The organism is Nocardioides sp., from assembly GCF_025965415.1.
GTDB lineage: Bacteria > Actinomycetota > Actinomycetes > Propionibacteriales > Nocardioidaceae > Nocardioides.
Genome location: NZ_JAOPWY010000020.1, coordinates 20,529 through 42,039, shown reverse-complemented (window position 1 = coordinate 42,039; position 21,511 = coordinate 20,529). Strand labels below are relative to the sequence as shown.

The following is a 21,511-nucleotide window of genomic DNA, read 5'->3' as shown; positions in this document are numbered from 1 at the left end:
CCACCACGTACGACGAAAGGCTCCCGCCATGTCCGAGAACCACCCGCAGATCGCGCCGCCCACCTCGCGGCGTACGCCCCTCCTGATCGGCATCGCCGTGCTGCTCGTCCTGGTCGTCGTGGGCGGCATCATCGCCTGGTCGCGCAGCGGCGACGACGCCGCCGCCGCCGGCGGCGCGGCGAACGAGAAGGTGGTGCTCGGCACCGTCGGCGCCAGCGACCCCTACTGGCAGGTCCTCGTCGACGAGGCCGCCAAGCAGGGCATCGACCTCGAGGTCAAGGACTTCGCCGACTACACCCAGCCCAACCCTGCGCTGAGCGAGGGCGAGCTCGACGTCAACCAGTTCCAGCACCTCGTCTACCTCGCCGAGTACAACCTCGCCAACGACGACGACGTCGTGCCGCTGGGCTCGACCGCGATCTACCCGCTGGGCCTCTACTCCACGAAGGTCGACTCGGTCGACGAGATCGAGGACGGTGACACCGTCGTCGTGCCCGACGACGACAGCAACCAGGCGCGCGGCCTCCTCATCCTCCAGTCCGCGGGCCTCATCACGCTGAAGGACGGCGGCTCGATCTACTCCACGCTCGCCGACATCGACGAGAGCGCCTCGCGGGTCGAGGTCAAGGCGATCAAGGCCGACCTCACGCCCACCTCGCTGCCCGACGTGGCCGCGGCGATCATCAACAACGACTTCGTGGAGAAGGCCGGGCTGAAGTTCGAGGACGCGCTCGCGACCGACGACCCCGAGGACCCCAACTCGCTGCCGTACGTCAACGTGTTCGCGGTCCGTGCCGAGGACCGGGACGACCCGACGCTGCTCAAGCTCGTCGAGATCTACCAGGACACCCAGTCCGTCCTCGACGGCGTGCAGGACGTCTCCGGTGGCACGGCGCAGCTCGTGAAGATCCCGCAGGACGAGCTGCAGGGGGCGCTCGACAAGGTCGAGGCCGACACCGAGGCCCGGAACTAGTCCTCGCGGCCCAGCACATCGGAGGAGCCCACGATGCCACTCGTCGAGATGACCGACGTCCACAAGACGTTCCCTGCCGCCCGCGGCGGCCGGGCCGTCGAGGCGATCCGGGGCGTCGACCTGACCGTCGAGGCCGGCGAGATCGTCGGCATCGTGGGCTACTCCGGCGCCGGGAAGTCCACCCTGGTGCGGTTGATCAACGCGCTCGAGACGACCACCTCGGGCAGCGTGCGCATCGGCGGCCGTGAGATCACCGGGCTCAAGGAGCGCGACCTGCGTGAGGTCCGGCTCGGGATCGGGATGATCTTCCAGCAGTTCAACCTGTTCCGCTCGCGCACCGTGTGGGGCAACATCGCCTACCCGCTCGAGGTGGCCGGCGTGGCCAAGGCGGAGCAGCACAAGCGGATCTCCGACCTGCTCCACTTCGTCGGCCTCGCCGACAAGGCGCACAGTCACGTCGAGGAGCTCTCCGGGGGCCAGAAGCAGCGCGTCGGCATCGCCCGCGCGCTGGCCACGAGCCCGAGCCTGCTGCTGGCCGACGAGTCCACGAGTGCACTGGACCCGGAGACCACCCAGGAGGTCCTGGCCCTGCTGCGGCGGGTCAACCGCGAGCTCGGCATCACCATCGTCGTGATCACCCACGAGATGGACGTCGTGCGCAGCCTGGCCCACCGCGTGGTCGTCATGGAGGCGGGGCGCATCGTCGAGGAGGGCCCGGTCCTGCAGGTCCTGTCGGACCCCCAGCAGCCCGTCACCCGGCGCTTCGTGGCGACGATCGTCGACGACGAGCCGGACCCCGAGGCGCTGGCCGCGCTGCACGCGCGGCACGACGGCAGGTTCGTCAAGCTCGCCTTCCGCGGCGACGAGGTGCGCCAGAGCGACGTCTTCGCTGAGCTGCTGCGCCACGGCGTGCGTTTCGAGCTCGTCTACGGCGGCATCGAGGAGGTGCAGGGAGACACCTTCGGCAACCTGACCCTGGCGCTGGACGGTGAGCCCGCCGCGGTCGAGGCCGCCGTGGCCGCCGTCGGCGCCCTCGTCCCCACCACGGAGCTGATCCGATGACCCCCCAGATCGTTGTCGACTCCAACATCGGCGAGCTGTGGCCGCTGGTGTGGCAGGCGACCTACGAGACCCTCTACATCGTCGCCATCACGTTGACGCTGGGCGGCGTGCTGGGGCTCCTGCTCGGCCTCGCGCTGTACGTGACCCGACGCGGCGGGCTGTACGCCAACCGGGCCGCCAACCTCGTGCTCAACCTGCTCGTCAACTTCTTCAGGCCGATCCCGTTCGTCATCTTCATCGCGGCCGTGCAGCCGCTGGCCCGCGTGGTCGTGGGCACCGGCATCGGCAACCCGGCGATCATCTTCGCCCTCACGCTGGCTGCGGCCTTCGGGATCAGCCGCATCGTCGAGCAGAACCTCGTCACCGTCGAACCCGGTGTGATCGAGGCGGCCAGGTCCGTCGGTGCCAGCCGCGCACGGATCGTCCGCACCGTGGTGATCCCGGAGGCGCTGGGACCGCTCGTGCTGGGCTACACGTTCGCGTTCGTCGCGCTGGTAGACATGACGGCCATCGCGGGCGTGGTCGGCGGCGGCGGGCTCGGCAACTTCGCGCTGCAGTACGGCTTCCGCCAGTTCGACGCCGTCGTGACGTGGACGGCGGTGATCATCATCGTCGCGCTCGTGCAGGTGGTGCAGCTCGCTGGAAACACGGCGGCCCGCCGCATCCTGCGGCGCTGAGCGACGTACGCCGACGAGTGGGATGCATCACGTCGCCGACCAGTTCCACGGTGGAATCCCCGGGCGTAGGCTCGTTGTGATCGCAGTAGATCGGTACCCGCGAGGGACTGAAACGAAGAGGTCGACATGACGAAGTTCCGTGTGGGTGTGGTCGGCGCTGGCCGCGTGGGTGCCGTGCTGGCTGCCAGCCTCCGGGCCGCGGGCCACGAGGTCGTTGCCGCCGCCGGTGAGTCCGATGCCTCCCGGGGCCGCGCCGAGACGTTGCTGCCCGGCGTCGTGCTCGCGAAGCCGACCGATGTCGCCCGCGCCTGCGACCTCCTGCTGCTGACGGTGCCCGACGACATGCTGTCCAACGTCGTCACCATGCTCGCCGCGAGCGGTGCGATCCGGGAGGGCCAGGTGGTCGTCCACACCAGCGGCCGCCACGGCCTCGCGGTGCTCGAGCCGGCCCGCGAGGTCGGTGCCCGCACCATCGCCATGCACCCGGCCATGACCTTCACCGGCACCGCGGTCGACCTGCCTCGCCTGGCCGGCTGCGTCTTCGGTGTCACCGCCGACGAGACCGACCGTGCACTCACCGAGTCCCTCGTCGCCGACCTCGGTGGCCGGGCCATGTGGGTGCCCGAGGACCGCCGTACGCTCTACCACGCCGGCCTCGCGCACGGCGCCAACCACCTCGTCACGCTGATCTCCGAGGCGATGGAGATCCTCTCCGCGGCCGGAGCGGACGACCCCGCCGCGACCCTGCGACCGCTGCTGACCGCGGCCCTCGACAACGCCCTCGAGCACGGCGACGCCGCACTGACCGGCCCCATCGTGCGCGGCGACGTCGAGACGGTCCGCGCCCACGTCGCCGACCTTGTCGCCGACGCGCCGCAGACCCTGCCGTCGTACGTCACCATGGCGCGCGCGACGCTCGACCGCGCCGTCACCGACGGCCGGCTCCTGCCGATCCGGGCCACCAAGATGCTGCAGGTGCTCGACGCCGCCGAGGAGCGGGTCGCCGCCGGGGGCATCTCTCGATGACCTCCGCCCCCGTCCTCGCGCACACACGTGAGGAGCTCGCCGACCTGCTCGCAGGCGCCCGCCGAGCCGGTGAGCGCATCGCCTTCGTTCCCACCATGGGCGCGCTGCACGAGGGGCACGCAAGCCTCATGCGCACCGCCCGCGCGGCGACGGATGGCCCGGTCGTGGTCAGCATCTTCGTCAACCCGATGCAGTTCGGGCCGGCCGAGGACCTCGACCGCTATCCCCGCACGCTCGACGCGGACCTCGAGGTCTGCGCCGCCGAGGGCGTCGACGTGGTCTTCGCCCCGAGCGTCGAGGAGATGTACCCCGGCGGCTTCAGCCACGACTCGGTCCACGACGGCGTCACCGTCGCGCCCGGCGCGCTGGCCACCATCCTCGACGGCGAGTCGCGTCCGGGGCACTTCGACGGCGTGCTGACCGTCGTCGCCAAGCTCTTCGGGCTGGTCCGTCCCGATGTCGCGGTCTTCGGCCAGAAGGACTACCAGCAGCTCACCCTGATCCGCCGCATGGTCCGCGACCTCTGCATGGGCATCGAGATCATCGGCGCCGAGACCGTGCGCGAGCCCGACGGCCTGGCCCTGTCGAGCCGCAACCGCTACCTCGACGCCGGCCAGCGCCGGGTCGCGCTCGCCCTCAGCCGTGCGCTGCGCGCCGCGCAGGAGCGGGCACCGTACGGCGCACCTGCCGCACGCTGGGCCGCGATGTCGATCCTCAACGTCGAGCCGGGTCTCGAGCTCGACTACCTCGCCCTCACCTCGCCCGACCTCGGCGACGCACCGGAGGCCGGGGAGGGCCGGATCCTGGTGGCGGCACGGGTCGGCACCACGCGCCTGATCGACAACGTGCCCATCACCTTCGACCGGGCCACCCCGGTCGCGACGGCGGGGACCGCGACCGCGGCCTCGACCACCAGTGAGAGGAGCAGCTGATGCTGCGCACGATGATGAAGTCCAAGATCCACCGGGCCACCGTGACCCAGGCGGACCTCCACTACGTCGGGTCGGTGACCGTCGACGAGGACCTGCTCGACGCCGCCGACCTGCTCGCCGGCGAGCTCGTCCACATCGTCGACGTCACCAACGGGGCCCGCCTCGAGACCTACACGATCGCCGGTGAGCGCGGGTCGGGCGTGATCGGCATCAACGGTGCCGCGGCGCGGCTGGTGCACCCGGGTGACACGGTCATCCTCATCGGCTACGCCCAGATGGAGACCGCGGAGGCCAAGGAGCTCAAGCCGCACGTGGTCTTCGTCGACGCCGACAACAAGGTCATGGCCACCGGCTTCGACCCCGCAGAGACGTTCGGCGACAAGGCGCTGACCCGCGGCGACGTCATCGATCGCTAGATTGCACGAATGACTGCACACCGGCCGGTCCCGGGCCGCCTCCGAGCGCCCGCACCCGGTTGGAACACCCGCGCCGACGTCGTGGTGGTGGGGTCCGGCATCGCAGGGCTCACCGCCGCGCTGCGGATCCACGCGGCCGATCCCTCGCTCCACCTCCTCGTCGTCACCAAGGACGTGCTCAACGCCGGCTCGACCCAGTGGGCCCAGGGCGGCATCGCCGCGGCCCTCGGCCCGGGCGACACCCCCGAGCAGCACGAGCGCGACACCCTGGTGGCGGGCGCCGGGGCGTGCGACGTCGAGGCCGTCCGTGCGCTGGTGACCGAGGGCCCGGAGGCCGTCCGCGAGCTGATCGCGCTCGGCACCCAGCTCGACCACCACCCCGACGGGGAGCTGTCGCTGACCCGCGAGGGAGGGCACCACCGCGACCGCATCGCCCACGCCGGCGGCGACGCGACCGGCGCCGAGATCCAGCGGGCCCTCATCGCCGCGGTCGAGCGGGCTCCCGCGATCGAGGTCATCCAGCACGCACTGGCCGTCGACCTGCTCCGCGCCGCCGACGGCGGCGTCGCCGGGCTCACCCTGCACGTGCTCGGCGAGGGCCAGCACGACGGCGTCGGAGCGGTCCACTGCCGGGCCGTCGTGCTCGCCTCGGGCGGTCTCGGCCAGGTGTTCAGCCAGTCCACCAACCCCAGCGTGTCGACGGGCGACGGCATGGCGGTGGCGCTGCGCGCCGGCGCCCGGCTGCGCGACCTGGAGTTCGTGCAGTTCCACCCCACCGTCATGTGGCTCGGCCCCGACTCGCAGGGCCAGCAGCCGCTGATCTCCGAGGCGGTGCGCGGCGAGGGTGCCTTCCTCGTCGACTTCGAGGGTGACCGCTTCATGCGCGGCGAGCACGAGCTCGCCGACCTCGCGCCCCGCGACGTCGTCGCCAAGGCCATCACGCGGCGGATGATCGAGACCGGCCGGCCGCACATGTGGCTCGACGCCCGCCACCTCGGCGCCGAGTTCTGGGAGCGCCGCTTCCCGACCATCCTCGGCGTCTGCCGCGAACACGGCGTCGACCCGGTCACCGAGCTGATCCCGGTCGCCCCGGCCCAGCACTACGCCTCCGGTGGCGCAGCCACCGACCTGTGGGGCCGTACGTCGGTCGCCGGGCTCTACGCCACCGGCGAGGTCGCCTGCTCCGGGATCCACGGTGCCAACCGGCTGGCGTCCAACTCGCTGCTCGAGGGACTGGTCTTCTCCCGCCGGATCGCCGACGTGCTGCCCGGTGAGCTGCGGGACTGGGGCGAGCCGGTCGAGGACCAGCGGGTCGAGGGCCTGGTCGACGGCGACCTCCGCCCCGCGATGCAGGACGTGATGACCACCCGCGTGGGCGTGCTCCGCCAGGCCGAGGGGCTCGCCGAGGCGCTGGCCTTCTTGCACGCGCTGGAGCCCGGCGAGGCCGGCGTCGGCCCGGCTGCGTGGGAGACCACCAACCTGCTCGCCATCAGCCTCGCGCTGGCCGAGGCCGCCGCGCTCCGCACCGAGACGCGCGGCTCCCACTGGCGCGAGGACTTCCCCGACCGCGACGACACCAGGGCCGGCCACATCGACTCGTGGCTCGACGCTGACGGCACGATCCGCGTCGAGTGGACGTTCTCCCCGTCGACCGACCCCAGCACGGCGGAGGTGTCGGGATGACGAGTCTCGGCGACGTGCCCCTCCAGCTGCGTGACGAGCTCACCGCGGCCGGTCTCGACCTCGACCACGTCTGGGACACGATCCGCCGCGCGCTCGAGGAGGACCTTCCCGACCGCCGGATGGACGACCCGACCAGCTCGTCGACCATCTCGCCCGACGCCCGCGGCGAGGCCGTCCTCGCCGCCCGCGAGCCGGGGGTCGTCGCCGGCCTCGGCGTGGCTGCGGTGACGTTCTTCATGCTCGGCGCCGACGCCACCATCACCGACCGGCTCCCCGACGGCACGCGCGTCGGGAGGGGCGACGTCGTCATGCGGGTCACCGGCCTCACCCAGCGCCTGCTGGTCGCCGAGCGCACCGCCCTCAACCTCGCCTGCCACCTCTCCGGCATCGCGACGGCCACCTCGCGCTGGGTCGAGGCGCTGGAGGGCTCGCCGACGCGCGTGCTCGACACCCGCAAGACGCTGCCCGGGCTCCGCGCCCTGCAGAAGTACGCCGTCCGCTGCGGCGGGGGCGTCAACCACCGCACCTCCCTGCAGGACATGGCGATGGTGAAGGACAACCACGTCATCGCCGCCGGGGGAGTGCTGCCGGCGCTGGAGGCCATCCGCGGCCGGTTCCCGGGTCTCCCGGTCGAGGTCGAGGTGACCACCCTCGACCAGCTCGAGGAGCTGCTGGCGCTCCCGGAGCCGCCCGAACGGGTCCTGCTCGACAACATGGGCGACGAGATGATGGCCGAGGCCGTACGCCGCACGGCCGGGCGCGTGCCGCTCGAGGCCAGCGGCGGGATCACCCTGGAGCGGGCGGCCCGCATCGGCGCCACCGGCGTCGACTTCGTCTCGGTCGGCGCGCTCACCCACTCCGTGGTGGTCTTCGACATCGGCATGGACCTCGTGGACGAGTGAGGATTCCCGCATGAGCCTGCTCGCCGCCGACATCGGCAACAGCCACACGTTCCTCGGCCTCCTCGACGGCGAGGACGTCACCGCCCACTGGCGGGTCAACACCGACGAGCGCCGCACCGCCGACGAGTGGTCGGTGCTGATCCGCGGCCTGCTGGCCGAGCGGGTCGACGACGTCGACGGCATCGCCGTGTGCGCGACCGTGCCGGCCGTCCTGCACGAGTGGCGCGAGATGCTCGAGCGCCACTTCGGCGACGTCACGGCGATCGTCGTCGAGCCTGGCGTGAGGACCGGCATCCCGGTGCTGATGGACAACCCCCGTGAGGTGGGCTCCGACCGGATCGTCAACTCGCTCGCCGCCGCCACGTTGCACGGTGGCCCGGCGATCGTCGTGGACTTCGGCACCGCCACCACCTTCGACGTGGTCAACGCGAAGGGCCAGTACGTCGGCGGCGCGATCTCGCCCGGCATCGAGATCTCCCTCGAGGCGCTCGGGCGCCGCGGCGCCCAGCTGCGCAAGGTCGAGCTCGTCCGGCCGCGCTCGGTGATCGCGAAGAACACCGTGGAGGCCCTCCAGAGCGGGATGCTCTTCGGTGTCGCGGCACAGGTCGAGGGCCTGGTCGCCCGCATGATCGCCGAGCTCGGCGCGGCCACCGAGGACGTCACCGTGATCGCCACGGGGCACCTGGCGCCCCAGCTGATCGACGACTGCGGATGTTTCACGGTGCATTCCCCGTGGCTGACGCTGCACGGTTTGCGACTCGTCTTCGAACGCAATTCCTGACCGCGCACCATTTGCCAATAATTGACTCGTCAAGCTTCTCCTGACCTTTTTGCCGAATACATTCAATTCCTGCCACACTGCCCATGTCCTCGCGCTTAACCCCTGAACGCATCACGGCAAAGGAAAAGACATGGCACAGAAGGTCAACATCGTTCTCGTGGACGATCTGGACGGCACCGAGGCCACCGAGACGGTCTCCTTCGGCCTCGACGGCACGGCGTACGAGATCGACCTCAACGACGCCAACGCGGCGGCGCTGCGCGACGCGCTCGGCGGCTACGTCGGCCACGCCCGCAAGGTGAGCGGCGGCACCCGCCGTACGCGCAAGTCCAGCGGCGCCTCGGGCTCCAACACCAAGGACGTGCGTGAGTGGGCCAAGGGCCAGGGCATGGAGGTCTCCGAGCGCGGGCGCATCTCCGCCGACGTGCAGCAGGCCTACGACGCCGCGCACTGACCACCCACGGCTGCCCGGGCTGTTCGCCCTCAGCGGACGGCCTCGTGTCGTGGGCGGGAACACGTAGGCTGATGTCGGGCGTTGAGCCCAGTGTCCGCATCCCGACGACTACGTCGGACCCGCGGACCACGCAGACGTAGAGGAGCGCACATGTTCGAGCGGTTCACCGACCGAGCCCGGCGAGTTGTCGTGCTGGCCCAGGAAGAGGCCCGCATGCTCTCCCACAACTACATCGGCACCGAGCACATCCTGCTCGGGCTGATCCACGAGGGCGAAGGCGTCGCTGCCAAGGCGCTGGAGTCCCTCGACATCTCCCTGGAGGCCGTGCGCGCCCAGGTCGAGGAGATCATCGGCCAGGGCCAGCAGGCGCCCTCGGGCCACATCCCGTTCACGCCGCGCGCCAAGAAGGTGCTGGAGCTCTCGTTGCGCGAGGCCCTCCAGCTCGGCCACTCCTACATCGGCACCGAGCACATCCTGCTCGGGCTGATCCGCGAGGGCGAGGGCGTCGCGGCCCAGGTCCTGCAGAAGCTCGGCGCCGACCTCAACCGGGTCCGCCAGCAGGTCATCCAGCTGCTCAGCGGCTTCCAGGGCAAGGAGTCGGCCGCCGCGGGCGCCGCGACCACCGGCTCCGGCGGCGAGGCTCCGTCCAGCTCGCTGGTCCTCGACCAGTTCGGCCAGAACCTCACCCAGGCCGCGCGCGAGGGCAAGCTCGACCCCGTCATCGGGCGCGAGCAGGAGATCGAGCGCGTGATGCAGATCCTGTCGCGCCGCACCAAGAACAACCCCGTCCTCATCGGCGAGCCCGGCGTCGGCAAGACGACGATCGTGGCCGGCCTGGCGCAGGACATCGTCAAGGGCAACGTGCCCGAGACGCTCAAGGACAAGCAGATCTACACGCTCGACCTCGGCGCGCTGGTCGCCGGCTCGCGCTACCGCGGTGACTTCGAGGAGCGCCTCAAGAAGGTGCTCAAGGAGATCCGCACCCGCGGCGACATCGTGCTGTTCATCGACGAGATCCACACCCTCGTCGGCGCCGGCGCGGCCGAGGGCGCGATCGACGCCGCCAGCATCCTCAAGCCGATGCTGGCCCGCGGTGAGCTCCAGACCATCGGTGCCACCACGCTCGACGAGTACCGCAAGTACCTCGAGAAGGACGCCGCGCTCGAGCGCCGCTTCCAGCCGATCCAGGTGCAGGAGCCCTCGATCGCGCACACGATCGAGATGCTCAAGGGCCTGCGCGACCGCTACGAGGCGCACCACCGCGTCACCATCACCGACGAGGCCCTGGTCTCGGCGGCGACGCTGGCCGACCGCTACATCTCCGACCGCTTCCTGCCGGACAAGGCGATCGACCTCATCGACGAGGCCGGCTCGCGCCTGCGCATCCGTCGGATGACCGCGCCGCCGGACCTGCGCGAGTACGACGACAAGATCGCCGACGTACGCCAGCGCAAGGAGGCCGCGATCGACGGGCAGGACTTCGAGGCTGCGGCCCGCCTGCGCGACGAGGAGAAGCAGCTCGCCGCCCGGCGCAGCGAGCGCGAGAAGCAGTGGCGTGCCGGTGACCTCGACGAGATCGCCGAGGTCGACGAGGAGCTGATCGCCGAGGTCCTGGCCGTGGCCACGGGCATCCCGATCGTCAAGCTCTCGGAGGAGGAGTCCACCCGTCTGCTCAAGATGGAGGACGAGCTCCACAAGCGCGTGATCGGCCAGGAGGAGGCCGTCAAGGCCCTCAGCCGCGCCATCCGTCGTACGCGTGCGGGTCTGAAGGACCCCAAGCGCCCTGGCGGGTCGTTCATCTTCGCGGGCCCCTCGGGCGTCGGCAAGACGTGGCTGTCCAAGACGCTCGCCGAATTCCTCTTCGGCGACGAGGACGCGCTGATCCAGCTCGACATGAGCGAATTCTCCGAGAAGCACACCGTGTCGCGCCTCTTCGGTTCGCCCCCCGGTTATGTCGGTTATGAAGAGGGCGGCCAGCTCACCGAGAAGGTGCGCCGCAAGCCGTTCTCGGTCGTGCTCTTCGACGAGGTCGAAAAGGCCCACCCCGACATCTTCAACAGCCTGTTGCAGATTCTCGAGGAAGGTCGCCTGACCGATTCGCAGGGTCGTGTGGTCGACTTCAAGAACACCGTCATCATCATGACCACCAACCTCGGCTCGCGCGACATCGCCAAGAGCGTCAACCTCGGCTTCGGCGCGGTCGGCGCCGACCCGGCGGGCTCCTACGAGCGGATGAAGGGCAAGGTGTCGGAGGAGCTCAAGCAGCACTTCCGTCCCGAGTTCCTCAACCGTGTCGACGAGATCGTCGTGTTCCCGCCGCTGTCGCAGGAGCAGATCGTCGCGATGGTCGACAACATGATCGCCGCCGTCGAGCTGCGCATGAAGGACCGCGACATGTCGCTCGAGCTCACCCAGCCGGCGAAGGCGCTGCTCGCCGAGCGCGGCTTCGACCCGGTGCTCGGTGCTCGTCCGCTGCGTCGCACGATCCAGCGCGAGATCGAGGACGTGCTCGCCGAGAAGATGCTCTTCGGCGAGGTCGGCCCCGGTCAGATCGTCCTGGTGGACGTGGAGGGAGAGGGCCCGACGGCCACCTTCACCTTCAAGGGCCAGAAGAACTCGACGGTGCCCGACATGCCTCCGCTGGAGACGGTCGACGCCGAGGGCACCCCGGTCGTGGGTCCCGACGACACCGAGGGTCCGACCGACGTGTCCAAGGCCACCGAGGCCTGACGCACCGACCGATCGACACGCCGACCGGGCGCTCCCGCACTGCGCGGGGGCGCCCGGTCGTCATGTGCCGACCTGACGCTCGTGCGCACGCAGGAGCCGCCGACCTGACGCTTGTGCGCACGCAGGAGCCGCCGAGCTGACTCTTATGTGCACGGGGCGCGTGCACAAGCGTCAGCTCGCGGGTGGTGGCGCGTGCACGAGCGTCAGCTCGCGGGTGGTGGCGCGTGCACGAGCGTCAGCTCGCGGGTGGTGGCGCGTGCACGAGCGTCAGCTCGGGAGGGCGTAGCGCCCGGGCGCGACCTGCGCCAGCAGTCCGTCGGCGACCAGGCCGGCGAGGCAGCGCTCGCGCTGCTCGGCGCTCGGCCCGGCGGACTCGATCGCGGCGAGCCCCACCGAGCCCTCCGCCTCACGGGCCAGCGCCATGAGGCGACCGCGGCACTGGCGGTCGGTGCCGGCCCACGCCTGCCCTCGCCGCGGCGGCCCGTCGTACGCCGGGAATCCCGCGCTGCGCCAGGCGCAGAGCTCGGAGATCGGGCAGGCGTCGCACGACGGCTGGCGTGCCGTGCAGACGAGCGCGCCCAGCTCCATCGTCGCGACCGCCCACGTCGCCGCGGTCGCCGGGTCGTCGGGCAGCAGCGACGTCGCCACGTCCCGCTCCGCGCGGGTCACCGCCGTGGCCGGGAACTCCTGGCCGGACACCGCCCGGGCGAGCACGCGTCGGACGTTGGTGTCGAGCACGACGTGCCGCCGGCCGAAGGCGAAGCTCGCGATGGCCGACGCCGTGTAGTCACCCACGCCGGGCAGCGCGAGCAGGTCGTCGTACGACGCCGGCACCTCGCCGCCGTGGCGCTCGACCAGCGCGACAGCGGCTGCATGGAGGCGGAGCGCGCGGCGCGGGTAGCCCAGCCGGCCCCACATCCGCACGGCCTCGCCGGTGGACTCCGCAGCGAGAGCGGCCGGCGTCGGCCACCTCTCGAGCCAGGCGGCATGGACCGGCAGGACCCGGGCGACGGGCGTCTGCTGCAGCATGAGCTCGCTGACCATCACCGACCACGGCGACGCCTCGGCGCCCCGCCACGGCAGCTCGCGCGCGTGGTCGTCGTACCAGTCGAGCACTGCGGTGTGCAGCGCGTCGGGGGAGGGGGCATCCATCGCGGTGATCGTAGGTGAGCCGGTGCGCCTCCGCCGAGACGGGCCGCCCGCTACCTAACCTGTGCCCATGCCGTCGACCGTGCGACCTCGCGGGCCGCTCCCGGCCCGGGTCTACTGGACCCGTCGCCTCGTCGTGCTCGGCGTCCCGCTGCTGCTCGTCGTCGTGCTGGCCCGCGTCCTCGGTGGCTCCTCCGACGGCCAGGACGAGGCGGCCGGCACGGCCACCCAGGCCGGTGCCACGGTCGAGGAGACCTCGTCGGCGCCCACCGCCGGACCGACGGCCGGTGCGAGGACGGGCAAGGGCAAGAAGGGCAAGAAGGGCAAGAAGGGCAACCAGGAGACCACACCGCCCGAGCCGGTCCTGGCCGAGCCGACAGGTCCCTGCACCGACTCCGACATCGTCGCGACGCCGGCGATCACGTCCGTTCCCGGCGGCTCCGACATCCCGATCACGATCAACCTGCGCACGGTCGTCACCGCGGCCTGCACCTGGCAGGCCTCCCCGGAGACGATGACGGTCACGATCACCTCCGGCGACGACTACATCTGGAGCACCCGCGAGTGCCCGGTCGGGATCCCCGTCCAGGACGTGGTGATCCGCCAGGCCGTCGAGACCCCCGTCGTGGTGACGTGGTCGGCGAAGCGATCCGACGAGACCTGCTCGGACCGTACGGCGTGGGCCGAGCTGGGCTTCTACCACGTCGAGGCGGCCGCTCTCGGCGGCGACGGCACCGACGTCCAGTTCGAGCTGGTGGCCCCCACCGCGCCCGTGATCACCCAGACCGCTGAGCCGGAGCAGGGTGGCAAGAAGAACAAGAACGGCGACCAGGCCCACACGCCCGGCGAGGACGGCGGCGGCAACTCCGCCGGCTGACCGGGGCCTCGTCCGCCAACTCACCAGTTGGCGCGCCAACTCGTGAGTTGGCGACTTGGGGTCCCGAACGGCGCGTCCAGCCCCACCCAACCCGCCAACCGGTCAGTAGGTGGCTCGGGTCGACGGAAGCTCCGCGGGATGACCGTCCGCAAATCCCGGTACGCCGACCGCCGGCGTCTCCGATGACCTTGCCGTCGAGCTGGGTCTCGACGCGCCCGTCACGACCTCGTGCCCTTCGAGACGGCGCTAGCGCGCCTCCTCAGGCGGCGCCTCGGTCGTGGGGCTTGCTCAACCTGGCCGAGCCCACACCGCCAGCTCGTTCGTCGCTGGCGGCTCGTCTCAGATGTAGCGCTCGGTGATGCTGGACTCGGCGAGGCGCGAGAGTCCCTCACGCACGCTGCGGGCGCGGAGCTCGCCGACGCCCTCCACGGCCTGGAGGTCGTCGATCCCGGCCGAGAGCAGCTGCTGGAGCCCGCCGAAGTGGTCGACCAGCCGGTCGACGACGGCAGCGGGCAGGCGCGGGACCTTGGCGAGCAGCCGGTAGCCACGAGGCGCGACGGCCGCGTCGAGGTGCTCGGCACCACCCAGGCCGATGGCGCGGGCGACCGCGGCCGGGTCGACGAGCTCGGTGGGGGAGAGGGCCTCGAGCTCGGCGAGGTGCGACTCGGGGCTGGCCTGGCGCCGCTTGCCGCCGGGGAGGTAGTCGCGGACCACGAGCTCGCGCTCGGCGTCGACACCGGTGACGAGCTCCTCGAGCTGGAGCGAGAGGAGCCGGCCGTCGGTGCCGAGCTCGAGGACGTAGTCCTCGATCTCGGCGGCGATCCGGATGACCATCTCCAGCCGCTGCGCGACCACGGCCACGTCGCGCACGGTGACCAGGTCCTCGATCTCCAGTGCCGACAGGGTCGCGGAGACCTCGTCGAGGCGCAGCTTGTAGCGCTCGAGGGTGGCCAGGGCCTGGTTGGCGCGGGAGAGGATCTTGCCGGAGTCCTCCAGGACGTGGCGGATGTCGCCGACGTAGGCGGCGATGATCTGCATCGACTGCGAGACCGAGATGACCGGGTGGCCGGTCTGCTTGGCGACCCGCTCGGCCGTACGGTGCCGGGTGCCGGTCTCCTCGGAGGGGATGGTGTGGTCGGGCATCAGGTGGACCGCGGCCCGGTGCACCCGCGTGATGTCCTTGTCGAGGATGATCGCGCCGTCCATCTTGGCCAGCTCGCGCAGCCCGGTGGCGGTGAAGGGGACGTCGAGGGTGAAGCCGCCGGTCGAGATCGAGTCGACGGTCTTGTCCTGCCCCAGCACGATCAGCGCACCGGTGCGGCCGCGGAGGATCCGCTCGAGCCCGTCGCGCAGCGGCGTACCCGGGGCGATCGACGCCAAGGTGGCGCGCAGCCTGAGCTGGTCGTCGATGCGCTCTGCCACCGGTCCTCCGCGTGCTGTGTCGGGGCGCCCCCGTGCGCCATCGGGTGAAGTGTAGGGGCGCGGGGCCCGGTTCCGCCGATCGTTTCGTCGCAGCCGACGGTGGCGGGGGCGGCCGGCTAGAGCGGAGGCGTCAGGTCGAGGGTGAGCAGCGCCCCGACGATGTCGTCCACCTCGATCACCTTGAGCCCGTCGACCATCCGTCGGCTGGGGATCCCGCGCTCGCCGGGGAGGCTCCGACCGCGGGGGACGACGGCCACCTTGAAGCCGAGCCGCGCGGCCTCGGCGAGGCGCTGGGGGAGGTCGCGGACCCGGCGCAGCTCACCGGCGAGCCCGATCTCCCCGATGGCGACGGCGCCCCGCGGGGGCGGGAGGCTGAGGTGGGAGCTGGCCACGGCCACCGCGATGGCCAGGTCGGCCGCGGGGTCGTGGAGCTTGGCGCCGCCGACGGTCGCGACGAAGGTGTCGCTCTGGGTGATGCGTAGGCGCGCGTGGCGCTGGAGCACCGCCAGCACGATGTCCACCCGCGAGGACTCCACGCCCGAGACGGTGCGCCGGGGTCGCTCGAGCGGTGACGGGGTCAGCAGTGCCTGCACCTCGGCGAGCAGTGGCCGGCGGCCCTCCATGGTGACGGCGACGCAGGTGCCGGAGACGTCCTGCGTGTGGTGCTCCACGAAGAGCCCGGTCGGGTCGGCGACGGCGGAGATGCCCTCGGACGACAGGTCGAAGCAGCCGACCTCGTCCACCGGGCCGTAGCGGTTCTTCATCGCCCGCAGCATCCGGAAGCGGGAGTTGCGCTCGCCCTCGAAGTGGAGGACGACGTCGACGAGGTGCTCGAGGACGCGCGGGCCGGCGATCGACCCATCCTTGGTGACGTGGCCGACGAGCACGGTCGTGATGTTGCGGGTCTTGGCGACGCGGATCAGGGCCGCGGCGACCTCCTTGACCTGGGTGACACCGCCCGGCACGCCGTCGATGCCGGACGCGCCGATGGTCTGGACGGAGTCGACCACCAGCAGGGTCGGCCGGACCTCCTCGATGTGCGTCAGCACGGCACCGAGGTCGGTCTCGGCGGCGAGGAACAGCTCGTCATGGACCCCGCCGGTGCGGTCGGCGCGCAACCGCACCTGGGCGGCTGACTCCTCGCCGGTGACGTAGAGGGTGCGCTGCTGCACGCGCGCGGTCTGGGCCGCGACCTCGAGGAGGAGCGTGCTCTTGCCGACGCCGGGCTCGCCCGCCAGCAAGATGGCCGCTCCGGGGACCAGCCCGCCGCCGAGCACCCGGTCGAGCTCGGGCACGCCGCTGGGCCGGGCCACGGACTCGGTGGTGGACACCTGGCCGATCGGGACGGCCGGCGTGGACACCGGCCCCGCCGTGGCTCGCATCGTCGGGGCGCCCGCCTCGGCGACCGAGCCCCAGGCCTGGCACTCGCCGCAGCGACCGACCCACTTGCCCGTCTCCCACCCGCACTCCGAGCAGCGGTAGGAGGGGCGGGTCTTCGCCTTCGTCGACATGGACGTCACGCTAGGTCAGGGCACCGACACCCGCGGGACGCCGCGCTCGCCCCCGGCGTACGTCATGGGATCTGCGGGTGCGAACCCCCGGTCCCCATGACGTACGACGTCCCCCGGAACGCCAGCTGGACCAGACCACCTCTCCACAGCAGGCGGCCGAGACCTGTGGAAGAGGCTCGAGATCTGTGGACGAGCCGGCGGAGATCTGGGGATGGAGTGCCTTCATCAGGGGAGGAGCTGGGGAGGGGGAACCGACCTCGCGAAACCCTTGCGCGGCCCTGCGCGGACGACGTAGAACTTCTCCTACGCCGCCCCGCAAGGGGAGGCGGGACGACTCGGAGACGAGGATCCATCCGGGCGGGACGCTTCGGCGTACCGCCCGCCGCGACTGGGTGACGCAGGCGCGGGGATCATCGAGGACGAGACGTCGACCGGAGTTCGTCACATGATCCGGTCAGCGGAGGGCCCTTGCGACTCATACTCGCAAGGGCCCTTCGTCTGTCTCCGGTACCCACTCCCGCCTGGTGCGCACGGCATCGATCGGCGGATTCGTCCTTTCCGGTGAGGAGCCCGGACTCCGCGCGGCCTATGCTGACGCCCGTTGGATCGATCAAGGGGGCTTGCATGGGGCGCAGCGACCACCGGAGCGGCAGCCAGCTGCCCGTCACGCCGCCGACGCTGGCAGACGTCGCCGAGCGCGCCGGCGTCTCGCGCCAGACGGTCTCCAACGCGGTCAACAACCCCGACCTGCTCCGACCCGACACCCTCGAGCGGGTCCGCCAGACGATCGCCGAGCTGGGCTACTCGCCCAACCGCGCCGCCCGCAACCTGCGCACCCGCACGTCCTCGCTGATCGGGCTCAGGTTCACGCCCGCTCAGGAGGGCACGGCCAACATGATGATGGACCGGTTCGTGCACTCCCTGGTCGAGGCCAGCGAGGAGGCCGGCTACCACGTCCTGCTCTTCCCGGCCGACGACGAGGACCCGATCGGCGGCTACGACAACCTGCTGCGCTCGACCGCCGTCGACGCCTTCGTCGTGACCGACACCTATCTCGGCAACCCCCAGGCCGCCTGGCTGAGCCAGCAGCGCGCACCCTTCGTGGCGTTCGGCCGTCCCTGGGACGACGAGACGGCCCGGCACGTGTGGGTCGACGTCGACGGGGCCGCCGGCACGGCGCTGGCCACCCAGCACCTCATCGACCGCGGCCACACCCGGATCGCCTGGATCGGCTGGCGCAAGGACTCGCCCATCGGTGAGGACCGCCGCGCCGGCTGGCTCTCGACCATGCACGCCAACGGCCTCTCCACGACCGGCCTGGCCTCCCGCGTCGAGGACGTCGTGCACAGCGGCGCCGAGGCGTCCGCCGTGCTCCTCGACGCGGCGGCACCCACCGCCTTCGTCTGCGCCTCCGACACGCTTGCCATGGGGGTGCTCCACACGCTGTGGATCCGTCAGCTCGCGCCCGGTCTCGACATCGCCGTCGTCGGGTTCGACGACTCGCAGGTGGCGCAGGTCTACCCCGTCGGCCTCACGTCCGTGCGCCAGCCGCTCGAGGACGTGGCGGTCGAGATCGTGCACACGCTGCGGGCGCTGCTCTCGCACCAGCCCGTCGAGTCGCGCGGCGTCCTCCTGAGCCCGACCCTCGCGATCCGCGAGTCCTCCTAGCTCCCAGGTCCGACCGGTCCCGCCGTCGTCCTCACGGGCAGAGGACCGTGTCGCCAGCAGCTAGAACTCGCGCCACCACAGGTTGACGGCGTAGTCGACCTCGGTGCCCGTGTGGGAGGCGAGCGCCTCCTCGGCGGCCGCCGGAGGAAGCTCGATCCGGACGACGGCCTCGAGCGCCTCGCGGGAGGTGAACGACCAGCCCATGTCGATCTCGCGGCGACTCCAGCCGTGGGTCGACCAGAAGCGCTCCACCGCCGCGGGGTCGACCTCGGGGTAGCCGCGACGGAACCAGCCGCCGAAGGTAGACCTGGTCGCGTCGTTGTCGATCACGAACGCCGTGCCCCCGCGGCGTACGACCCGGTCGAGCTCGCGCAGCCCGGGCTCGGAGCCGGGGCCGAAGAAGTAGGCCCACCGCGCGTGCACCACGTCCACCGACGCGTCCGCGACCGGCAGCGACTCGGCCATGCCCTTCAGCACGGTGACGTTCGTCAGCTTCTTCGTACGCCGTCGCGCGAGGGCGACCAGCGGAGGATGCGGCTCGACCCCGACCACGCTCGCCGCGGCGCCGGCCCACAGGGGTAGGTGGAAGCCGCTGCCGCAGCCGACGTCGAGGAGGGTGCGCCCGGCCCAGTCGCCGATCTCCTGCATCGCGGCGGTGATCCGGCCGTGCGGGTCGGCGGCCCGGTTCTCGAGCTCGTAGAGCTCGGGGGTGTGCCAGATGTTGGGGGAGGGCCGGGGCTTCAAGCTCAGATGCGGACGAGGCCGTGGGGCGTCTGGAGCTGCACGGCCACGATGCCGGGGGTGCCGTTGTGGGCGACCCAGTCGACCTTGACGTCCTCGAGGGGCGCTTCGACGGTCTCGCCGAGCCACTCGCTGACCCGCTGGGGGTCGCCCGCGATCTCCAGGCAGGCCAGGGAGAAGTCGCCGCTGGCGCCGTTGCTCGGGTGCAGGTCGGCGGGCGACTGCCAGTGGATGAAGTAGGGCAGCTGCGGGTCGTTGATCAGGCCGTGGACGCCGATCTGCTGCCACACCAGCTCGGTGCCGTCCGGACGGTGCCGGTTGCCCTTGACGGCCTCGCGGCCCAGGCGGGCCTCGATCGGGGCGATCTCGTCGACCGACACGACCCAGCCCATCCAGCCGCCACCGAGGGCCGACCGCGCACGCACGGCCTGGCCGAAGGGGGCCTTGTCGCTGGCGGGGTGGTCGAGCACCTCGACGATCTCCATGTAGGTGCCGTCTGCCAGGGGCAGGATCATGTTGCGGGTGCCGAAGCGAGGGTGGACACCACCATCGACGAAGTCCGTGCCGAGCAGCCCACCGATGCGCTGGGCGCTGCTGGCAAGTCCATCAGGTCCGGCGGCGAAGCTGACGTGGTCCAGGCGCATGCACAGATTCTGAGCCTGTGTCCTGACGCTCCTGACACCGGGGTCAGGTTGTCTTGATGTCGAGCGATTCGGGAGTGCGGAATCCCTGATCGGCTCAGCGGGGGTCGGCCGGATGGAGCGCCAGGGCCGATCGCGAGCGGACGTGGGCCTCGCAGTGGCGGGTCAGCTCGGCGTACGCCGCGCGTCCCATCAGCTCCACGAGCTCGGGCTCGTGGGTGAGGTAGACCGGCTCCAGGGCGACGTGCGCCTCGGTGTTGCCGGAGCAGTACCAGTCGAGGTCGTGCCCACCCGGACCCCAGCCTCGGCGGTCGTACTCGCCGATCGACACCTCGACGTAGGACGACCCGTCCTGCACCTCGACGGTGCGGTACTGGCGGCGGATCGGCAGCTGCCAGCACACGTCGGGCTTGGTCTCCAGGGGGTTGCGGCCCTGTCGCAGCGCCAGCCCGTGCAGGGCGCAGCCGGCGCCACCGGCCCCCACGGAGGGCGCGAAGTCCGTGCGGTTGTGGAACACGCACGCCCGCTGGCCGTCGTACACCACGGCGAGGGTCTTGCGCTCGCCGTCGTCGTCGGTCTCGATCCAGTCGGACTTCTTCACCACCCGGCCGGGGTGCAGCTGCCAGTCGTTGGCGGTGAGCTGGGCGACGAAGCCCGCGACCCGCTTCTCGTCGTCCTTGTCGGCGAAGTGCGCGCCCAGGGTGCAGCAGCCGACGTCGGGGGCGTCGGCGTAGATCCCCTGGCACCCCTGGCCGAAGATGCACATGTAGGCCGAGGTCAGCCAGGTCAGGTCGCAGCGGAACACCTGGCCCTCGTCGGCGGGATCGGCGAACTCGACGAACGCACGGGGGAACACCAGGTCGACTTCGGGCACGCGACGAGCCTAGTCGCGTGCCCCCCGCCTAGTAGCGTGGCCTTCATGCGCCTGGGCGTCCTCGACATCGGTTCCAACACCGGCCACCTGCTGGTGGTCGACGCGCACGGCGGCGCCGCGCCGCTCCCGGCCTCCTCGCACAAGCAGCCCCTGCGGCTGGCCGAGCACCTCGACGACGACGGCGCGGTGACCAAGAAGGGGATCGCGGCACTCACCGACTTCTGCGCCTCCGCGACCGAGATCGCCGACGACAAGGGCTGCGAGGAGATGCTCGGCTTCGCGACCTCCGCGGTCCGTGACGCCGTCAACTCCGACGAGGTGCTCGCCCACGTGGAGAAGCACGCCGGCGTGCGGCTCGAGGTGCTCTCCGGCGAGGACGAGGCGCGGCTGACCTTCCTGGCCGTACGCCGCTGGTTCGGCTGGTCGGCCGGCCGCCTGGCGGTCTTCGACATCGGCGGCGGCTCCCTGGAGATCGCCGCCGGCACCGACGAGGCGCCCGACGTGGCCTGGTCGCTGCCGCTGGGCGCGGCCCGGATGGCCCGCATGTGGTTCAGGGGTGGTCAGCCCGGGGAGTCGGAGATCCGCGAGCTGCGCAAGCAGATCCGCGCCGACATCGCCCGCGACGCGGGCCATCTGCTGCGCCCGGGCGTCCCCGACCGGGCGGCAGCGACGTCGAAGACCTTCCGCTCGCTGGCGCGCATCTGCGGTGCCGCGCCGAGCGGCGACGGACCACTGGTGCCACGGGTGCTGGAGCTCGCGACGCTCTCCGACTGGATCCCCAAGCTGATGGACCTGTCGTCCGACGAGCTCGCCGCACTGCCGGGCGTCTCGCCGAGCCGCACCCACCAGATCGTGCCCGGCGCGCTGGTGGCGGAGGCGTGCATGGACATCTTCGACCTCAGTGCCCTCGAGGTCTGCCCGTGGGCCCTGCGCGAGGGCGTGATCCTCGAGCGCCTCGACCAGATCTCCATCTTCCCCGGGCGCCGCTGAGC

The 21,511-nt window shown here is 71.5% G+C and carries 20 protein-coding genes; 14 read left to right on the top strand and 6 right to left on the bottom strand.

Annotated features, from left to right (window positions below; all coding sequences use genetic code 11):
* Positions 1–28: 28 nt before the first annotated feature.
* The 11 genes from JWN97_RS02345 to JWN97_RS02295 all read left to right on the top strand — a co-directional run bounded on the left by JWN97_RS02345 (position 29) and on the right by JWN97_RS02295 (position 11,636).
* Positions 29–973 (top strand): MetQ/NlpA family ABC transporter substrate-binding protein, encoded by a 945-nt coding sequence (locus JWN97_RS02345; RefSeq protein ID WP_297617606.1) that lies wholly within the window; start codon positions 29–31, stop codon positions 971–973.
* A 33-nt stretch (positions 974–1,006) separates the two neighbouring features.
* A complete protein-coding gene (locus JWN97_RS02340) occupies positions 1,007–2,035 on the top strand; it encodes a methionine ABC transporter ATP-binding protein (protein ID WP_297617603.1) in 1,029 nt (342 codons plus the stop codon).
* Entirely contained in the window at positions 2,032–2,712 is a 681-nt protein-coding gene (locus tag JWN97_RS02335; protein WP_297617600.1) for a methionine ABC transporter permease, read from the top strand. Before JWN97_RS02340 ends, JWN97_RS02335 begins: the two co-directional genes overlap by 4 nt.
* A gap of 126 nt (positions 2,713–2,838) precedes the next feature.
* Positions 2,839–3,738 (top strand): Rossmann-like and DUF2520 domain-containing protein, encoded by a 900-nt coding sequence (locus JWN97_RS02330; protein WP_297617597.1) that lies wholly within the window; start codon positions 2,839–2,841, stop codon positions 3,736–3,738.
* On the top strand, positions 3,735–4,670 hold the full coding sequence (panC, locus tag JWN97_RS02325; RefSeq protein WP_297617594.1) for a pantoate--beta-alanine ligase: 936 nt from the start codon (positions 3,735–3,737) through the stop codon (positions 4,668–4,670). Before JWN97_RS02330 ends, panC begins: the two co-directional genes overlap by 4 nt.
* Complete coding sequence (gene panD / locus JWN97_RS02320; RefSeq protein ID WP_297617591.1) at positions 4,670–5,086, top strand: aspartate 1-decarboxylase; 417 nt, start codon at positions 4,670–4,672, stop codon at positions 5,084–5,086. Before panC ends, panD begins: the two co-directional genes overlap by 1 nt.
* Before the next feature lie 9 nt (positions 5,087–5,095).
* Positions 5,096–6,769: an L-aspartate oxidase gene (locus JWN97_RS02315; RefSeq protein ID WP_297617588.1), complete on the top strand. Its 1,674-nt coding sequence runs from the start codon at positions 5,096–5,098 to the stop codon at positions 6,767–6,769.
* On the top strand, positions 6,766–7,671 hold the full coding sequence (gene nadC / locus JWN97_RS02310) for a carboxylating nicotinate-nucleotide diphosphorylase (protein ID WP_297617584.1): 906 nt from the start codon (positions 6,766–6,768) through the stop codon (positions 7,669–7,671). Before JWN97_RS02315 ends, nadC begins: the two co-directional genes overlap by 4 nt.
* Positions 7,672–7,681: 10 nt before the next feature.
* On the top strand, positions 7,682–8,452 hold the full coding sequence (locus JWN97_RS02305) for a type III pantothenate kinase (RefSeq protein WP_297617580.1): 771 nt from the start codon (positions 7,682–7,684) through the stop codon (positions 8,450–8,452).
* A gap of 130 nt (positions 8,453–8,582) precedes the next feature.
* The gene (locus JWN97_RS02300) at positions 8,583–8,906 is read left to right on the top strand and encodes an Lsr2 family protein (protein WP_297617577.1); all 324 of its coding nucleotides are present in this window, start codon (positions 8,583–8,585) and stop codon (positions 8,904–8,906) included.
* A gap of 150 nt (positions 8,907–9,056) precedes the next feature.
* Positions 9,057–11,636, top strand: a complete 2,580-nt coding sequence (locus JWN97_RS02295; protein ID WP_297617575.1) for an ATP-dependent Clp protease ATP-binding subunit — start codon at positions 9,057–9,059, stop codon at positions 11,634–11,636.
* Positions 11,637–11,903: 267 nt separating this feature from the next.
* Here JWN97_RS02295 and JWN97_RS02290 read toward each other — a convergent pair whose 3' ends face one another.
* Positions 11,904–12,788: an A/G-specific adenine glycosylase gene (locus JWN97_RS02290; protein WP_297617572.1), complete on the bottom strand. Its 885-nt coding sequence runs from the start codon at positions 12,786–12,788 to the stop codon at positions 11,904–11,906.
* Positions 12,789–12,855: 67 nt separating this feature from the next.
* Here JWN97_RS02290 and JWN97_RS02285 point away from each other — a divergent pair, with 67 nt between their 5' ends.
* Positions 12,856–13,662, top strand: coding sequence for a hypothetical protein (locus JWN97_RS02285; RefSeq protein ID WP_297617569.1), 807 nt, complete (start codon positions 12,856–12,858; stop codon positions 13,660–13,662).
* A gap of 339 nt (positions 13,663–14,001) precedes the next feature.
* Here the strand turns inward: JWN97_RS02285 and disA are convergent, their stop codons facing one another.
* Both disA and radA read right to left on the bottom strand, forming a co-directional pair.
* Complete coding sequence (gene disA, locus JWN97_RS02280; RefSeq protein WP_297617566.1) at positions 14,002–15,084, bottom strand: DNA integrity scanning diadenylate cyclase DisA; 1,083 nt, start codon at positions 15,082–15,084, stop codon at positions 14,002–14,004.
* A gap of 116 nt (positions 15,085–15,200) precedes the next feature.
* Complete coding sequence (radA, locus tag JWN97_RS02275) at positions 15,201–16,595, bottom strand: DNA repair protein RadA (protein WP_297617563.1); 1,395 nt, start codon at positions 16,593–16,595, stop codon at positions 15,201–15,203.
* Between the two features lie 624 nt (positions 16,596–17,219).
* Here radA and JWN97_RS02270 point away from each other — a divergent pair.
* Complete coding sequence (locus JWN97_RS02270; RefSeq protein WP_297617560.1) at positions 17,220–18,263, top strand: LacI family DNA-binding transcriptional regulator; 1,044 nt, start codon at positions 17,220–17,222, stop codon at positions 18,261–18,263.
* A gap of 60 nt (positions 18,264–18,323) precedes the next feature.
* Here JWN97_RS02270 and JWN97_RS02265 read toward each other — a convergent pair whose 3' ends face one another.
* From JWN97_RS02265 to JWN97_RS02255, 3 genes are all read right to left on the bottom strand, one after another.
* Complete coding sequence (locus JWN97_RS02265) at positions 18,324–19,007, bottom strand: methyltransferase domain-containing protein (RefSeq protein ID WP_297617557.1); 684 nt, start codon at positions 19,005–19,007, stop codon at positions 18,324–18,326.
* A gap of 2 nt (positions 19,008–19,009) precedes the next feature.
* A complete protein-coding gene (locus JWN97_RS02260) occupies positions 19,010–19,648 on the bottom strand; it encodes a VOC family protein (RefSeq protein ID WP_297617554.1) in 639 nt (212 codons plus the stop codon).
* A gap of 94 nt (positions 19,649–19,742) precedes the next feature.
* Positions 19,743–20,519, bottom strand: coding sequence for a hypothetical protein (locus tag JWN97_RS02255; protein ID WP_297617551.1), 777 nt, complete (start codon positions 20,517–20,519; stop codon positions 19,743–19,745).
* A 45-nt stretch (positions 20,520–20,564) separates the two neighbouring features.
* Here JWN97_RS02255 and JWN97_RS02250 point away from each other — a divergent pair, with 45 nt between their 5' ends.
* A complete protein-coding gene (locus JWN97_RS02250) occupies positions 20,565–21,509 on the top strand; it encodes a Ppx/GppA phosphatase family protein (protein ID WP_297617548.1) in 945 nt (314 codons plus the stop codon).
* Positions 21,510–21,511: the final 2 nt, after the last annotated feature.

Coding starts and splice junctions, on each gene's coding strand:
- radA (WP_297617563.1), bottom strand. CDS start 16,595: ATGTCGACGAAGGCGAAGACCCGCCCCTCCTACCGCTGCTCGGAGTGC.
- JWN97_RS02295 (WP_297617575.1), top strand. CDS start 9,057: ATGTTCGAGCGGTTCACCGACCGAGCCCGGCGAGTTGTCGTGCTGGCC.
- JWN97_RS02270 (WP_297617560.1), top strand. CDS start 17,220: ATGGGGCGCAGCGACCACCGGAGCGGCAGCCAGCTGCCCGTCACGCCG.
- JWN97_RS02345 (WP_297617606.1), top strand. CDS start 29: ATGTCCGAGAACCACCCGCAGATCGCGCCGCCCACCTCGCGGCGTACG.
- JWN97_RS02260 (WP_297617554.1), bottom strand. CDS start 19,648: ATGCGCCTGGACCACGTCAGCTTCGCCGCCGGACCTGATGGACTTGCC.
- JWN97_RS02250 (WP_297617548.1), top strand. CDS start 20,565: ATGCGCCTGGGCGTCCTCGACATCGGTTCCAACACCGGCCACCTGCTG.
- JWN97_RS02290 (WP_297617572.1), bottom strand. CDS start 12,788: ATGGATGCCCCCTCCCCCGACGCGCTGCACACCGCAGTGCTCGACTGG.
- panC (WP_297617594.1), top strand. CDS start 3,735: ATGACCTCCGCCCCCGTCCTCGCGCACACACGTGAGGAGCTCGCCGAC.
- panD (WP_297617591.1), top strand. CDS start 4,670: ATGCTGCGCACGATGATGAAGTCCAAGATCCACCGGGCCACCGTGACC.
- JWN97_RS02285 (WP_297617569.1), top strand. CDS start 12,856: ATGCCGTCGACCGTGCGACCTCGCGGGCCGCTCCCGGCCCGGGTCTAC.
- JWN97_RS02315 (WP_297617588.1), top strand. CDS start 5,096: ATGACTGCACACCGGCCGGTCCCGGGCCGCCTCCGAGCGCCCGCACCC.
- JWN97_RS02305 (WP_297617580.1), top strand. CDS start 7,682: ATGAGCCTGCTCGCCGCCGACATCGGCAACAGCCACACGTTCCTCGGC.
- nadC (WP_297617584.1), top strand. CDS start 6,766: ATGACGAGTCTCGGCGACGTGCCCCTCCAGCTGCGTGACGAGCTCACC.
- JWN97_RS02335 (WP_297617600.1), top strand. CDS start 2,032: ATGACCCCCCAGATCGTTGTCGACTCCAACATCGGCGAGCTGTGGCCG.
- JWN97_RS02330 (WP_297617597.1), top strand. CDS start 2,839: ATGACGAAGTTCCGTGTGGGTGTGGTCGGCGCTGGCCGCGTGGGTGCC.
- JWN97_RS02340 (WP_297617603.1), top strand. CDS start 1,007: ATGCCACTCGTCGAGATGACCGACGTCCACAAGACGTTCCCTGCCGCC.
- JWN97_RS02300 (WP_297617577.1), top strand. CDS start 8,583: ATGGCACAGAAGGTCAACATCGTTCTCGTGGACGATCTGGACGGCACC.